Here is a 14299-nt window from a genome sequence, read left to right on the forward strand (position 1 = left end):
AAATCCTGTTCAAGCCGCCGTACCACAGCGACAGCATCACCTCGTCGGTCAGCGCCGCCTTGGCCTCCTCACTGCACGGCCCAAGGCTTTTGACCTCCGTAAACGTCTCCATCGGCCTCTCGCCTCCATGATATGCGAATCCCCCGGCTATCGGAATCGCTTTTCTTCGCGTCCTTCCGGTCTCCCCCAAAGGCCGCGACAGCTTTGTCGAGACATCGGCCGCGGTTATTCCCCGCACATCAACCGCATTCTCATGATGTCCTTCGTCTCGAACCGCCATGGTGCCACACCCGAGGCTCAACGCGTCCCAACACGGCTTCCCCGGCCTACGCCCCGTCGGTCAGTCCCAGCTCGGCGCAGGCCCTCAGGATCCCTCCCGCATCGATGTCGTCCGTCACGAGGTCGGCCGCGGCCTTGACCGCGTCCGGGGCGCCCCCCACCGCGACCCCGACGGACGCGCCGCGCAGCATCTCCGCATCGTTGGCCCCGTCGCCGAACGCGACGACGTCGCCGGGAGCGAACCCGAGACGGCGCGCGGCCTCCAGGATGCCCCTCCACTTCGAGGTCCCGGCCGGACGCGCCTCGATGAAATGCTGCGTGCGGTCGAGCACGACGCCCTCGATCGGTTCCCGGAAGAGCGGGGACGCGGAGGGATCGGGCGAGAAGGAGTACATCAGGAACGCTCGGCGCAGCTCCGCCACGGGCCGGATGCAGGGGTATCCCGCCTGCCCGTCGAGGTAGTCCCTGACGGCCTCGTCCTCGTCGTCCATGTAGACGCAGCGGTCGTCGAGCGCCGCGGAACGGACGAACCCCTCCGACACCGTCCCGCGCAGGCGGCGGAGCGCCCCTTCGGGGAGCCATACCGCGCTCAGGACCTCCGTGCCGTTCAGGATGTGGGCGCCGCAGCAGCAGACGAGGAGCCCGATGCCCAGCTCTTCGGCCACCCCGCGGGCCAGAAAGGCTCCCCGGGCCGTCGCGATGGCCGGGACGTGCCCGTTCCGCCGCAGCAGCTCCACGGCCCTGCGCGTGGCGTCGGGAATGTGGCCGGTTCCCCCCGCGTAGCTTACCAGGGTGCCGTCGATATCGAAGAACACGTACCTGCGCCCCATGCCATCACCCCTTCATCCGAACGGGGATCCCCGCCCAGACCCGGTCGACGGTCTCCGCCTCCCGCGCCAGGAACTGGTACAGAAACCCCGTCTCGTCCCGCCAGCGCCGCTCGAACGGGTCCATGGGGACGATGCCGCCCCCGATCTCGTCGCCGATCAGGACGCACCGCCTCAGGCGCTCCATGCGCGCCTCAAAAAACGCCCGCACGTCGGAGCCGCGCAGCAGCAGGGTACGGACGCCGTCCTGAAGGTTGATCACGACCGCCGCGTCCGTCATGGACTCGGGCTCGTCGCGGCTCAGGTCGCAGAGGGCGGCGAAGGGCCCGTAGAGCGATTCGGCACAGGCCCGCTTGCCCATGTACCGCCCCCCGAGGATCAGGTGCATCGCCGTCACCTCAGGGCGGCCAGGGCCAGGAGCATCGCCGTCTCCGAGAGCTCCGCGAACGCGCCCAGCAGATCCCCCGCAATACCGCCGAACCCCCTCGTGCAGCAGCGTCCCCAGAGCAGCAGGACGGCGAGCCAGACGGCGGGGAGGACCAGTGCGCGCACGCCCTCGAGCCCCGCGAGAGCCGCGGCGAACGCCCCGGCTCCGAGGATGAGGACAGCGGTGTGGCGCGGCGTCCTCGCCGCACCCAGCGCACGGGCCAGCCCGTCGTCCCTGGCGAACGGAAGCGCGTTCAGCAGCAGGCCAAGCCCCAGGCGCGACCAGACGGGGATCGCGGCCAGGAGGCCCAGCGGCGTCACGCCCACCGGACGGGCGAAGAGTTCCGCGAAGACGGCGCTCTGCAGGAGCGAGACGGCGACGCAGCCCGTCACGGCGAACGCGCCGGAATGGGGGTCCGACAGGATTCTCAGGCGCGTCTCCCGGTCCCTGCGGGAGAAGATGGCGTCGCAGGAATCCATGAGTCCGTCCCTGTGGAGCCCCCCCGTGACGGCAAGGACGACAAGCCCCATGAGGACGCCCCTCAGGAGGGGCGTCACGTCCCAGCACGACAAAAGGAGGAAGGCCGCAAGCCACGCCGCGGCGAGCACAAACCCCACCAGGGGAAGCGCGAGGCTGAAAAAACGCGTGTTCCGCTCCGTCCAGTCCGGCCTCGGCACGGGCAGTACCGTCAGAAAGGAGCAGGCGATCAGAAAAGACCGTATCATATCGATGATCCGCGCCTCCTTCTTCTTGCTCATTACGCAGGGGCGCTGCCCCTGCACCCCGCAAGGGGACAGCGCCCCCTTGACCCCATACCAAAAAACGGATAACGTCATTGTACACGTGAAACTTAAAACAATATTAAGATCTGCTGGAAAAAGTGGGATCAAAATAAGGAGGAACGCTGACAACAAAATGTTCGTCTTTGTCTCGGGAGCGGTACGCAGCGGAAAGAGCGAGTGGGCCGAGCGGGCCGCGATGGCGCTCTCCCCGTCGGGACCGCGCGTCTACCTGGCCACGGCGTGCGTCCTCGACAACGAGATGCGCTGCCGCGTCGAGCTCCACCAAACGGCGCGGCAGGGGCGCGGCTTCTCGACGCTCGAGCGCCCCCGGGACCTGGAGGGCGTCCTTCCCTCGCTGCCGCGGGACGCGACGGTCCTGCTGGAGTGCCTGGGCAACTGGACGGCCAACGAGCTCTTCGGCGAGGACGGAGGCATCGAGGAAGCGGAGAGGACCGCCGGGAAGATCCACAGCACGGCCCTGATGCTGCGGGACCGCACGGCCAACCTGCTGATCGTGTCGAACGACGCGTTCTGCGACGGCATACGCCACGATGCGGGGACCGACGCGTACCTCCGCGTCCTGGGCGCGCTCCACGTCCTCCTGGCGAAGGAGGCCGACGCCGCCGTGGAATGCGCCTTCGGGCTTCCCAGGCTGGCCAGGGGCGCCATGCCGGGAATTTTGCCGGGGGCCTTGTCGGGGATCTGAGGGAAAGGCCGCGCGCGGCATTACGTTATAATGTTGGCGTAACGGCGGAGGAGGCCGGCTGAAGAAGCGCGGGAGATTTTTGCCTGCAGATGTTCTGCATCTTTTCCTTGGCAAGGCATGCGTTTTTGTTTCAATCAGCGCTTCCGTTTGGGACTCCATGGACTCGAGCGATTCAATCGCTGTTTTTCCGGGAAGGGGCTCAAGTTCCTGATGATGCGTATCCTTCAAATAAAAATGATCTGCGACGGCACCCCCCCGGAGGAACGAACCCTCGACCTCTCCGGCTCCGGGGTCCTTTCCTCCGGGGCGTTCGGAAGCGGGGCGGCGCTGCTCGAAGCGCTCTGCCTCGCCCTGTATGGGCGCGGCGTCCCCCGCCCCGTGGGGACCCCCTCCCCGCTCGACGGCGAGGAAGGAGAAAAAGAGGAATGTGAGGTCGAGGCCGTCTTCGAGGCCGGGGATGAGGGAGGCCGCCCCGTCCGATACCGGGCTGCCTGTACCCTGAGCCGCGGCGGGGAGGGGGTCGTGCCCGCACGGAGGACCCTCCGCCGGATCGAGGAGGGGACGAAGGAGCGGGACGCGTCCGAGCCGATCGAGGAGGTCACGGGGCTCTCCTTCGAGGCGTTTCTGCGTTCGGCCCTGCTGAGGCGGGACGCCTTTTCCGCCCTCCTGAGGACGGAGCCCGAGACCCGAGCCCCGATGCTGGATGTCCTGTTCGGGGACGGTCTTTACCCCCGCACCGAGTCCCTGGCCTACGAAAAGTTCAGGGCGGAAAAAGCGGAGCGGACGGCCCGGGGCGAGGCCCGGAGCCCAACCCCGGCGGCAGGGGAAACGGAGGACCTGAGGCGTGAGCTGTCCTCGGTCCTGCGGGAACTGGCCGACAGAGGAAGGGAACGGCCGCGGAGCGTCTCGGCCCCCTCCGAGGGGGAGGGGCTCGCGCAAGCGGAGCGGGACCTCCAGGACCTGGACCGGAGAAGGGCGGAGTGGGAGAAGGAGATGGCGCTCTTCGCCCCGGACCGGCGACGGCTGGACCAGGCCCGCCAGGCCCTGGAGCTTGGAGATGCCTACCATACGCTCTCCCTGATGCGCAAGGAACAGGAACGGGACAGGCTGGAGCAGCTGAGCCTCAGCGCCGACATGAACCGCTGCCGCGATGAGGCGCAGACCGCCGAGGAGGCGTTCTGCCTGGCGGAGGTGACCCTCCGGGACCGCATCGTCGCGCAAAAAAGGCTGACGGATACGGTGCGGACGGTCCGGGAGCTGGATCAGCAGAGCCAGGAACGCCAGAACGCCGTCAAGGAGGCACGCGCGCAGCTCCAGGCCCTGGAGACGAGGCTGAGCGCCGTCTCCGTGCGGGCGGAACAGGAGCAGGCCGCACTGGAGAAGACCGGGGTCTCGCTCCGGGAGGCGCGCAAGTACCTTCAGATCAACGCGGCCGACGAGAAGCTCGCCCCTGCCCTCGAGGGCATACGCAAGTGCTTCGGCCTGTTCTCTCGCTCGCAGGAGAACCGTCAGGCGCTGAGGGAGAGCTACGACAACGCCCTGCGGAGACGGCAGGACGCCCAGAACACGCTGAACGACAGGCAGGCGATGTTCTCGGACATCACGCATCGGTTCGGAATCGTCGAGAAGAACTTCGAGAGGGCCCAGGCGTTTTTCGGGGCGAGCCTGAAGGGGAAGCCCATGGAGGAATGGCGCGAGATCTGCACCGTGGGCGAACGGCGCATTCAGGAGATGGACCGGCTGGCGGCGAACCTGAACCGGGAGCGCGAGATTCAGGAGGAGGTGCGTCAGCTCCTGGACCGCCGTTTGAAGATGGAGAACGAGCGCAGGGAGCTGGGCATCAAGGAGACCGAGCGGGCCGCGCGGATCGAGAGGGCGCAGGCGGCCCTGCGCCCGCTTGAAAAGCGCCTGGAGATGCTGCGGCGCGTGGACGCGCTGGACGAGGACATGCGCACCTTTCTTCAGGACGGGTCCCCCTGTCCTCTCTGCGGCTCCCTGACCCACCCCTATGCGGGGGGGCTCTTTCCGGACTCGGGCGCGGCGCGGCAGCAGCTTCTCGACGCGAGGCAGGAGCTCGATGCGCTGAAGGAGGAGGCCGCGGCCCGCCAGACCCAGGCTGCGGGGCTCGAGGAGAAAATCCTGTCCGCCGCCCGGGACGAGGAGGAGCTTCAAAGGGAACTCGCCCTGCTGAACGACGCGATAACCGAAGGGGTCACCTCGCTGGGACTGAAGCTCGGCGTCGGCGTCTCGCCCCTCGAGGAGCTGGCGCGCGTCCGCCAGAGGACCAGGGACCAGATGCAGAGGGCCTACGACGTCCTGACGGCCGCGGAACAGGCCGAGCGGGAGCTGATGGCCGCCAAGGACGCGCTGGAGCGCATCCGGGGCAGTCAGGAGGAACTGACGCGCTACCATCAGGAGGCGCTCTCCGGCCTCAAGCAGAGCCAGGGGGAGGCCGAGCGCCTGGAGAAGGAGATCCGGAGCCACGAGGAGTCCTTCAACAGCGTGCGCAGGGAGCTCATCGGCCAGGTCTCCCTCTTCGGCTACAAAACCCTTCCGGACGACAACCCCGGGCAGCTCCTGGAGCTTCTGACCACGCGCTCCGCCGCATGGGAGCGGAGGGCGGAGGAAAAGGAGAGGCTGGAGCGGGCCCTTTGTACGGAGCAGGCCTCCCTTCTGGCCCTTCAGAAGGAAAAGGACGGGCTCAGGGCCGAGGCCGTGGGCAAGCTGGATCTCGTCAAACACCTCGAGACGGAAAGGGACGCCCTGCAGCAGCAGCGCATCGTCCTCTTCGCCTCGAAGGACCCGGAGACCGAGGAGCGCCGCATGGAGGAGTCCGTCCGAGAGCTGCGCAGCCAGCTGGATCTGCGCCGGGAGGCCCGCAACGAGAGCCGCGCCCGCCTGGACGGGATCATGATCCGCCTGCACGATCTGGAGACGGTGCAGGCGACGAGGCGGGAGCTGCTTCAGCGGGAGGAGATCGCCTTCGGCAAGAGCCTGCTCGCCAAGGGGTTCCGCAGCGAGGACGATTACCTCTCCGCGTGTCTGCCGGAGGAGAAGCGCAGGACGCTTCAGGAGCGCATGAGGGAACTGTCGAGGACCGGCTTCGAGATCGGCGCCTCTCAGGACGACGCCCGGTTCGCGCAGGAGGAGCTCCGCAGCCGTTCCCTGTCCGCGGCCGGGAGGCCGCTCAAGGGGCTCGCCGATCTGATGGAGCGGGCCGGGACCCTTTATCTGGAGCTGGGTCCGGACGACGAGGGAGAGAGGCTCTATCGGGAATACGGGGACGCCCTGCGTCGGCGCGTCCCTGCGGACGCCGCCGGCCGGGGGGAACCGGACGCCGCGCTGCGGGCCTATGCGCGGGACCTCGCCTTCGAGTCCGTCCTGAGGCGTGCCAACGACCTCCTGTCGAGGGGACAAACCTCGCTCCGCATCCTTCGGGAGGAAAAGGGGGCGGGGAAGTCCTTCGGGCTCATCCTGAAGGGGGACGCGGCGGGGGAACTCCCGGAGCGTGAGGCGCGCATCGCGTCCCTGGCGCTGGCCTGGGGGCTGTGCGACCTGTTCCGCCGGGAGGGCGGAGGGGCGAACCTCAGGGTCCTGGACCGTCATCCGAACGGAGAGGATGCGGAGGAGGCCGCCCTTATGGACGCCCTGTGCGAGGAGGGGGAATGCGTGTGCCCGTAAAGCCGATGCCGAACGCCCCCTCCCCGGAGAATCCGATGGGGAGAGAGGCGGAGAGAACGGAGGCGGGGCGGCAGGGGTTCGATGCCGTCCTGGACAACCTGGAGTTCTTTCTGACGCGGCTCAGGGGATTGTCCTGCTGCAGGTCCGTCGACCTTCCGGGGGGCGGGTTCTGTCTCTTCACGGGGTCCGACTCGGCCTCGGAGAACTGGGTTTTTCGCCGCGGCGCAGCCCCGGACGAGGAGGCGGTCCATGCGGCGCTTCGCTTCTTTGGGGAGTGCGCGACGACCGGGGAGGGTGCGGCCCCCTTCATCTGGCCCCTTCCCGAGGGCGGCGGGGTCCTCCCGCGGTTCGGGCTTCCGGAGAGGGGACGTCTTCTGGCCATGAGCCGCGGGTGCGTCGGTCCCGCGGACGCACCCGCCGATGGCGGGGTCCCGGAGGCCTCGTTCGTTCCGGTTTTGGACGAGGCGGGCGCCGAGCGCTGGGCCGAGACCATGTGGCAGGGCTTCGGCGCCGGGCCCGGCGCACCCGGAAACCTGCACGTCCTGGTCCGCGGGATGCGGGCCGACGGAACCCTGACGCTCGTGACGGCCCGCATCGAGGGGCAGGACGCGGGGACCTTTCTCCTGGCCTCGGCCCCCTCCTCGCCCGCTGCCGGCGTCTATTACTTTGCGGTACCGCCGCGGTATCGGCGGCGCGGCGTGGCGACCGCCATGATGGCGGAGATCCTGAGGATCGTCCGCCGCGGGGGGAAGCGGCAAGTCCTGCTCCAGGCGACGCCCTCGGGCGTCCCCTTCTACCTCGCCGCCGGGTTCGGAGCGCTGGGGGAAATCCCCCTATTCTCCGCCAGCGACGACGTATTCTGACGCGTCCGGCGCGGCGTCCGCCCGGCGCTCAGTCCGGGAACTTCACGCGGCCGGGGGCGTCAAACCCGGTGACGACGACGGCCTCGCGGATGCGGATCTCGTAGACGTCCAGGGCGTCGCCGATCGCCTCGAGCGCCTCCTCGAACCCTGGAACCTGTTCCAGAAACAGCGCCTTCATATCGCCGATCGACCTCCCGCTCCTGCGGACCGTCGCGTCGCGGGTGCGGACGTGCGCCGTGCCGTCCCTGGGGATGGTCGTGAACGCAATCCTGTCGTTGGACGCAAATTCCGCCACCTTGTCGTTGGAGCGATCCGTGGAGAAATAGATCGCACCCGGGCACTTCGGGTCCTGGCAGAAGTTGACGATCCTCACGTTGGGGACCCCGCCCACCGAGGTCGCCAGGGCGATCTCGGTCGCGGCGCTCAGTATCCGCCCGTACTCCGTCCTCCAGTTTTTGTCCATCTCTTTCCTCCTCGTTTTGGCATCCGCCTGCGGGATGATTTCAATTTCAAACCGTTTGCAGGCCAGACGAACGAAGACGACGAAGCCTGCGAACGATTTGAAATCGGAACCATTCTACGGCACGTCGTTGACAGAGGTATGTCAACAATTACAATGGGCCCGAGAGGGGGTGCGGACATGAAGATGGACCGGCTGGTCGCTATCGTCATGCTGCTGCTCGAACGCAGAAGGGTGAGCGCGAAGTCGCTTGCCGGGATGTTCGAGGTCTCGCTGCGGACGATCTACAGGGATCTCGAGACGATCAACCGGGCCGGAGTTCCGATCGTCTCGTCCCCGGGGAACGGGGGCGGATTCAGCCTGATGGAAGGGTACGCGGTGGAGCGGAAGATCTTTACGGATCGGGACATAGCGGCCCTGCTGATGGGGCTCGGCAGCATAGCCGCCATGAGCGGACCGGAGGGGACGTATGCGCGGGCAAAGATCATGAGCCTGCTCCCGGAGGACCGGGCCCGGGAGGTTGCGCTGAAGTCGGGCCAAGTCGTGATCGACCCGACGCCCTGGATGGGAAGGGACAGGACAGGCCCGCTGCTGGAGCGAATCAGGACCGCGATGGACGAGGGGAGGCTCGTGGCATTCCGCTACTCCGACCGAAAGGGGCTGGAGAGCGAACGCAGGGTCGAGCCGCACCGGCTGGTCCTGAAGGAGGGGCGCTGGTACCTTCACGGCTTCTGCCTCGAAAGGGAGGACTTCCGCCTCTTCAAGCTGGCCCGGATGGCAGGTTTGCAGATTCTGGAAGCGGCCTTCGAGTTCCGGGAGGTCCCCCGGTCCCACTCCGGCTTCTCGGATGCCATGACGCGCAGGGAGACCCGCATCACCCTGAGGGTACAGGAAGCTCTGCGGGACAGGCTCCTGGACTATTGCGGCCCCGAGGACATCCGGGACTGCGGGGACGGCCGCTGGCTCGCATCCTTCCCGTTCATCGCGGACGATTTCGGCTACGCGCTCCTGCTGAGCCTCGGCCCGGGCTGCGAGTGCCTCGCCCCACCCGACGTCAGGGAGGAAATGCGCCGCAGGACCGGGGAGATGGCCCGTACGTACGGGGCATGACGGGAGCTCCGGCCGGCAAGCGCCGTCAGGGCCGAGGCTCGCTCCCGTCAGCGGGACGATATGATGTCGATCAGGGTCCCGTCCACGTCCTTCATGCCCTCGACGTTGAGCCGGGCGGCGTTGACGACCGTGGCAGCAAAGTCCGAGACGTCCACCACCCCCTGCGAGACCTCCATGCCCCCGTGGGAGAGCGCGATCTTCGCGGCATAGAAGGCCTCCGCGGCGCCGGTACCGACCTTGAGGGCGCAGGACTCCTTGGCCCCGTCGCAGACCATGCCCACAATGTTGCCCAGGACCAGCTCCATCGCCTTCCTGGCCTGATGCCCGTCCCCGCCCAGCAGCTTGACGATGCCCGCGGCGGCTCCGGCCCCCGCGGCGACGGCACAGCCGCAGACCGGGCTGAGACGCCCCATCCGGCTCTTGATGTAGCTGGTGGCCAGGTGGCTGTAGGCGATGGCGCGCGCGATCTCCTCCCGGGACTTTCCGTAGTGCTGCCCGACGACGTAGACGGGAAGGATGGCCGTGATCCCGTGGTTGCCGGACCCGGCGCTGCTCATGACGGGCATCGAGACCCCGGCCATGCGCGCGTCCGAGGCGGCCGCGGAGACGGCCTTGATCTTCGCCGCGAGGTCCTGGGCGTAGCACGGCCCCGCGGCATCCCGCACGGCGCGGCCCAAACCCAATCCGACCTCGTTCTCGAACCCGTGCCGCGAGATGCGTTCGTTCATCTCGATCCCCTCCCAGATGTAGTCCACATCGGAGGGGGAAAGCGTGTCGGCGAGAGCGGTCAGCGATTCGAAGTCGGTCTGCGCGACGACGGGGCCCACGGGGGCGGCCGCGGATGCCGACGCGCCGGGCCCCTCGGCCTGAGAAAGGGGACGCCCGTTCCTGCGGACCTCCGTGATGTTGGCGTGGGAGTCCCGGATAATCGCCGTTCCCGTCTCCTCCCCGTGCGAGGCCGTGACCTCCACGTAGACGCCGGGGCGCCCGTTGGGCTTCAGGACGAGGCGCCCCTCCTCGATGAAGCTGCGGGCCCGCGCCAGGTCCTCCGGGGTCGCGTCCTTCAGGACCTCCAGGCCGTAGCGGCTTTTGCCGCAGAAGACCGCGAGGGCCGCGGCAATTTCGTTCCCCCTCAATCCATCGGTGCCCGGGATTCCGACGGCGATGCCGTTCTTGTAGATGCTGTTGCTGACGACGACATCCAGCTTGTCCGCCCGCCCCTCAAGCTGCTCGCAGGCTTTGGCGACGGCAAGCGCCACGGCCCCGGGCTCGGTACATCCGAGCGCGGGCCTGACCTCCTGGTGCAGAAACTCCGTAATCGTGAACATGAACCTTCACAGCCTTTCATCGCACTTTACATTACATCCGTCCTGCGCCTATTCTCTCACAATTTCCCGGAATCGACACCCGGACCGGCCCGATGCGCCTCCGAACGGGACGCGCTTCGCCGCAAAACGTTCGAGCCCGGGACGGAGAAGGTCCCGGGCTCGAACACCGAGGCTGCGGCGGAAGAGGTTCCCCGCAGCCAACGCATCCGCTCGGGACGCCTAGCGACCGGCCTTCAGCATCAGGGCGTCGAACTTGCCCCCGCGCTCGTCCACATACAGGTTGGCCTCCGCCTCGGCGGCAGGGCAATACTGCATGGGGGAGGCGATCTGACCGGAGGCCGCCACCTCGCGGATCTTGGCGTCCTGCTCCTCCTTGGTCTTCAGCCCGTACTTGACCATGATCGGGCGCATCTTGCTCAGCAGGATGATCCCCGACTGGAAGTTCGTAAAGTCCTTTTCCCCCGCCTCCTGAATGCAACGGGAAAACTCCTCGTTCGTCATCTTTCTCCACCTCAGCCTTTCGCCATGATATTCGAGATCCTCAGCGGATCAGGGGGACAAGAAACGCCTTGGACACCTCATCGGCAACCTCTTTGCCCCTGAGGAGCTCCAGCAGGCGCAGTGCGAAAAACGGGGTCGTCGCGGGCCCCTTCGCCGTCGTGATGTGGCCGTCCGTCTCCACGATCTCCTTGCCGACGACAGCCCCCGCCAGCCAGGACTCCATGCCCGGATAGCAGACGGCACGCTTGCCGGACAGGATCCCCGCCTTGCCGAACACCGCCGGGGCCGCGCAGATGGCGGCCAGGAACTTATGTCCGGCATCATACCGCCTTACCAGCTCCAGCAGGCCCTCGTGCTCGGTGTAGGCGATCGTGCCGCCGGGCACCACCAGCATGTCGAACGGCCCGTCCTTCGCATCCTCGAAAAGGGCGTCCGCGACGACGGGGACGGAATGCTTCCCCATCACCCTCTCCCTGCCGGTCAGGGAGACCGTCGTCACGTCCACCTCCCCGCGCCGCAGGATGTCCACGGTCGCCAGGGCCTCCGTCTCCTCGAAGCCGTCGATCAGAAACAGCGCAACCTTCGCCATGATCCTTCACCTCGCTCAAAAACAGGTTTCGTCGCCCCCCTTTCGGGGAGCTGCGCCCTCGAATCCGCGCCGTGGGGTTCCCCGTCCCGTAAGACGGAGAGGGGCCGAGGAAACCGGCCCCTCTCGAGAAGAGTATACAACACTCGCCGGAGGGGGCCGGACGCCTACGGCACCACGATGGGCTGCGCCATCTCGACGAGGTCGCTGCTGATGGTCTTTCCGTCGGGACGCCAGCCGGCGTCGTTCACCAGTACGATGGCCGGGCGATAGCTTCCCGAGGCGCCGTAGAAATAGGTCGGCACGTTCCTATGGGTCGACTTCGGCGAATCGTAGAGCATGCGGCGCGTACTGCCGATCTCGACGGCCGGACCGTCCTTCCCCTCGGGATAGAGGACAGCCCGATTGGGCGTGTAACCGTCCGCCCGAACATAATAGCGATAGCCCGTGACGTCCCCGGAGACGAAGGGAAGCGCGTAGAAATCCCTCACCACGATCGCCTTGGGTTCCTCCGGATAGGCGGTACCCCACGCGTAGACGGCCGACGGCCTGGCGAGGTCCTCGCGGTAGTCTGGATCGCCGGGCAGCAGGGAATTGATCCGGGTATCGTAGGAAGAGCCGTTGGCATGGGCGTATTTCCCGTTCCCCAGATAGAGTCCGACGTGCCCGCCCCAGAAGATCAGGTCGCCCGGCTTCGCCCGGGCCAGGGTCTCCGGCGTGTAACGGTCGTCGGACGTCCCCGCCAGATGCATCAGCGCAATCGGATACCCGACCTCGGGTTGGGAGTTCCGGTAGATGTCCAGTCCGTTCAGCATGTACGCCATGGCGGTGAACCCGGAGCAGTCCACGCCGTAAGGGGTCTTGCCGCCCCAGCGGTAGCTCGTCCCGAGGTAGAGCCGGGCGTCCTCGATCAGGTTCGCGCGGGTCTGCGTCTCATCCAAGCTCCCCCACCTCCGGACCGGACGCACCATCTCACTGCGAATCCAACCCTTCGTTCCTCCAAAGAGCTCGGCCTCGACCCACCGGGGATCCTCGGCGTCGGGGGCCCCGATCTTCAGGTACGCCCCGCGCGGCAGGGTGATGACCGGCGGATAGGCCTCGGTTGCGGCTCCGGGAAGCACATCCGCAAAGGGAGCGATCACCTGATGCGTCACGGACGCACGCCACGCCTCGGCCTCCCTCTTCGAGACGATCCTGAGGTGCCCCTCCTCGATCAGGGTCTCGTAGCCGTACTGCATCCGAACCTCGTAAAGCCCTTTTTCGTCCTTGTCCTTCAGGATCTCCGCGATCATGCCGTAGAGCGCCTCGTCGTCCCGCTCCCCGTCGTACAGGGTCGGCGCCATGGCGGAGATCACCACGGCCCGCAGATCGGAGAACTGCGGGCCCTTGGAGTCGCCGCCGCAGCCCGTGGCCCGTGCCGGCACCGCAAAGCCCAGAAGGAACACCGCCGCACAGGCGAGAACCCTTTCCATACCGTTCATTCCAAACCCCCTCCTTAACAAAAGGCGAAGTTGAAGCCGATATCCCGTCCGCGGTCCCATCAGACCATCATGGAGAGCATCTTGGCGACGGCCAGCCCTCCGAACGTCCCGAAGACGTAGCCCATGAGGGCCATCAGGACGCCGATGGGGACGAGCGTCTCCTTGTAGGCCGCGGCAACCAGCGGCGCGGACGCCACGGCGCCGATATTGGCCAGGCTCGCCGTGGCGCAGGTGAAGAGGTCCAGCCGGAAGATCCTGGCCAGAATCGCCATCAGGACGGCGTGGACCGCCAGGATGAAAAACCCCGCCATCAGGTAGTACGGGGCATCCGTCAGCTCCTTGAAGTTGGCGCGCGAGGCTATGAGGCAGATCATCAGGTACAGCATGGACATGGAGACCTGGGAGCTGCCCGGCACCCTCCCCAGGGGCGTCGCCGCGCAGACGATGCCCAGGATCGTGGCGAACACGACCGACAGGGTGCTGGCGGACAGAAAGTCGTTCTTTCCGAACATCTCGATGAGTCGGGGCGACGCCGAAGCCGCCGCCGACGAGGAAAGGGCCGAGGCCATGAAGCCGAGCCCGAAGAGCAGGGCGATATCCGCGGCCTCGATGTTGCTCCGCACCTTCTCCTGGTCGGCCGCAAGCTGGGTCCCGAGCTCGTCGATCAGGTGCGTGTCCGACTTCGTCCAGCGGTTGAACGCATGGGCCAGGGGGACCGTGGCCAGCAGCAGTATCACCCAGATGGAGTAGTTGACGTTGTCGATCAGCAGCGTGTAGCCCATGGCCGAGTCGTCGATGCCCAGCGCCCCCTGGATGGCGACCATGTTGGCCGTCCCGCCGATCCAGCTTCCGGCAAGGGCCCCGAAGGTCTTCCAGGCCTCGGGCGCAAAGCCGTCCTTCATGAAGTAGAACATCACCGCAAACCCCGCCATGATCGTGAAGGTCGCGCTGAAGAACCCCAGGAGCATCCGCGGCCCCAGCCTCAGGATCTTCCGGATGTCGCAGCGCAGCAGCATGACGAAGATCATCGCCGGAATGATGTGTCCCCGCACGGTCTTGTAGGCCATCTTGACCTCGTCGTTGGCCGCCCACAGGTCGAAGGTCGCGAAGAGCATGCAGCCGACATACAGGATGACCGGCGTGGGGATGTACCGGAAGAAGGCCGTGTCCTTGTACTTCATCTCCAGACTGGCCACGATCCCCGCAAAGAGCGTCAAGGACGCGATGTACATGAAACCGCTCGCAATCATACCGTCCACCTCCGCAGA

The 14299-nt window shown here is 67.0% G+C and carries 13 protein-coding genes; 4 read left to right on the forward strand and 9 right to left on the reverse strand.

The genetic code is table 11. The features are described from left to right. Positions 1-326 precede the first annotated feature (326 nt). From Q0176_RS08175 to Q0176_RS08185, 3 genes are read right to left on the reverse strand one after another with little or no spacing between them, the layout of a single operon-like run. Positions 327-1109 (reverse strand): HAD family hydrolase, encoded by a 783-nt coding sequence (locus tag Q0176_RS08175; RefSeq protein WP_299301347.1) that lies wholly within the window; start codon positions 1107-1109, stop codon positions 327-329. Between the two features lie 4 nt (positions 1110-1113). Then, positions 1114-1494, reverse strand: coding sequence for a bifunctional adenosylcobinamide kinase/adenosylcobinamide-phosphate guanylyltransferase (locus tag Q0176_RS08180; protein ID WP_299301350.1), 381 nt, complete (start codon positions 1492-1494; stop codon positions 1114-1116). Positions 1495-1499: 5 nt separating this feature from the next. Further along, on the reverse strand, positions 1500-2291 hold the full coding sequence (locus tag Q0176_RS08185) for an adenosylcobinamide-GDP ribazoletransferase (RefSeq protein WP_299301353.1): 792 nt from the start codon (positions 2289-2291) through the stop codon (positions 1500-1502). A 157-nt stretch (positions 2292-2448) separates the two neighbouring features. Between Q0176_RS08185 and Q0176_RS08190 the strand changes: the two genes are divergently transcribed. The 3 genes from Q0176_RS08190 to Q0176_RS08200 all read left to right on the forward strand — a co-directional run bounded on the left by Q0176_RS08190 (position 2449) and on the right by Q0176_RS08200 (position 7565). Continuing rightward, positions 2449-3021 carry a bifunctional adenosylcobinamide kinase/adenosylcobinamide-phosphate guanylyltransferase gene (locus Q0176_RS08190; RefSeq protein WP_299301356.1) on the forward strand — a complete coding sequence of 191 codons (573 nt, stop codon included), beginning with the start codon at positions 2449-2451 and terminating at the stop codon, positions 3019-3021. Positions 3022-3231: 210 nt separating this feature from the next. Then, positions 3232-6702: a hypothetical protein gene (locus Q0176_RS08195; RefSeq protein ID WP_299301359.1), complete on the forward strand. Its 3471-nt coding sequence runs from the start codon at positions 3232-3234 to the stop codon at positions 6700-6702. After that, the gene (locus Q0176_RS08200) at positions 6693-7565 is read left to right on the forward strand and encodes a GNAT family N-acetyltransferase (protein ID WP_299301362.1); all 873 of its coding nucleotides are present in this window, start codon (positions 6693-6695) and stop codon (positions 7563-7565) included. The genes Q0176_RS08195 and Q0176_RS08200 overlap by 10 nt, the downstream gene beginning before the upstream one ends. A gap of 28 nt (positions 7566-7593) precedes the next feature. Here the strand turns inward: Q0176_RS08200 and Q0176_RS08205 are convergent, their stop codons facing one another. Next, positions 7594-8028 carry a pyridoxamine 5'-phosphate oxidase family protein gene (locus tag Q0176_RS08205; protein ID WP_299301365.1) on the reverse strand — a complete coding sequence of 145 codons (435 nt, stop codon included), beginning with the start codon at positions 8026-8028 and terminating at the stop codon, positions 7594-7596. Positions 8029-8205: 177 nt separating this feature from the next. On the opposite strand from Q0176_RS08205, the gene Q0176_RS08210 reads away from it, so the two are divergent. Continuing rightward, entirely contained in the window at positions 8206-9135 is a 930-nt protein-coding gene (locus Q0176_RS08210) for a YafY family protein (RefSeq protein WP_299301368.1), read from the forward strand. Between the two features lie 47 nt (positions 9136-9182). Here the strand turns inward: Q0176_RS08210 and Q0176_RS08215 are convergent, their stop codons facing one another. The 5 genes from Q0176_RS08215 to Q0176_RS08235 all read right to left on the reverse strand — a co-directional run bounded on the left by Q0176_RS08215 (position 9183) and on the right by Q0176_RS08235 (position 14281). Continuing rightward, positions 9183-10463, reverse strand: coding sequence for an L-serine ammonia-lyase, iron-sulfur-dependent, subunit alpha (locus Q0176_RS08215; protein WP_299301371.1), 1281 nt, complete (start codon positions 10461-10463; stop codon positions 9183-9185). Between the two features lie 219 nt (positions 10464-10682). Next, positions 10683-10964, reverse strand: coding sequence for a hypothetical protein (locus Q0176_RS08220; RefSeq protein WP_299301374.1), 282 nt, complete (start codon positions 10962-10964; stop codon positions 10683-10685). Between the two features lie 40 nt (positions 10965-11004). Further along, entirely contained in the window at positions 11005-11553 is a 549-nt protein-coding gene (locus tag Q0176_RS08225) for a DJ-1 family glyoxalase III (RefSeq protein WP_299301376.1), read from the reverse strand. A 164-nt stretch (positions 11554-11717) separates the two neighbouring features. After that, positions 11718-13031, reverse strand: a complete 1314-nt coding sequence (locus Q0176_RS08230; RefSeq protein ID WP_299301379.1) for a C40 family peptidase — start codon at positions 13029-13031, stop codon at positions 11718-11720. 59 nt (positions 13032-13090) lie between these two features. Next, entirely contained in the window at positions 13091-14281 is a 1191-nt protein-coding gene (locus Q0176_RS08235) for a DUF819 family protein (RefSeq protein WP_299301382.1), read from the reverse strand. Positions 14282-14299 lie beyond the last annotated feature (18 nt).

Source organism: uncultured Fretibacterium sp. (assembly GCF_938040765.1).
In the GTDB taxonomy this organism is placed as follows: Bacteria; Synergistota; Synergistia; order Synergistales; family Aminobacteriaceae; genus CAJPSE01.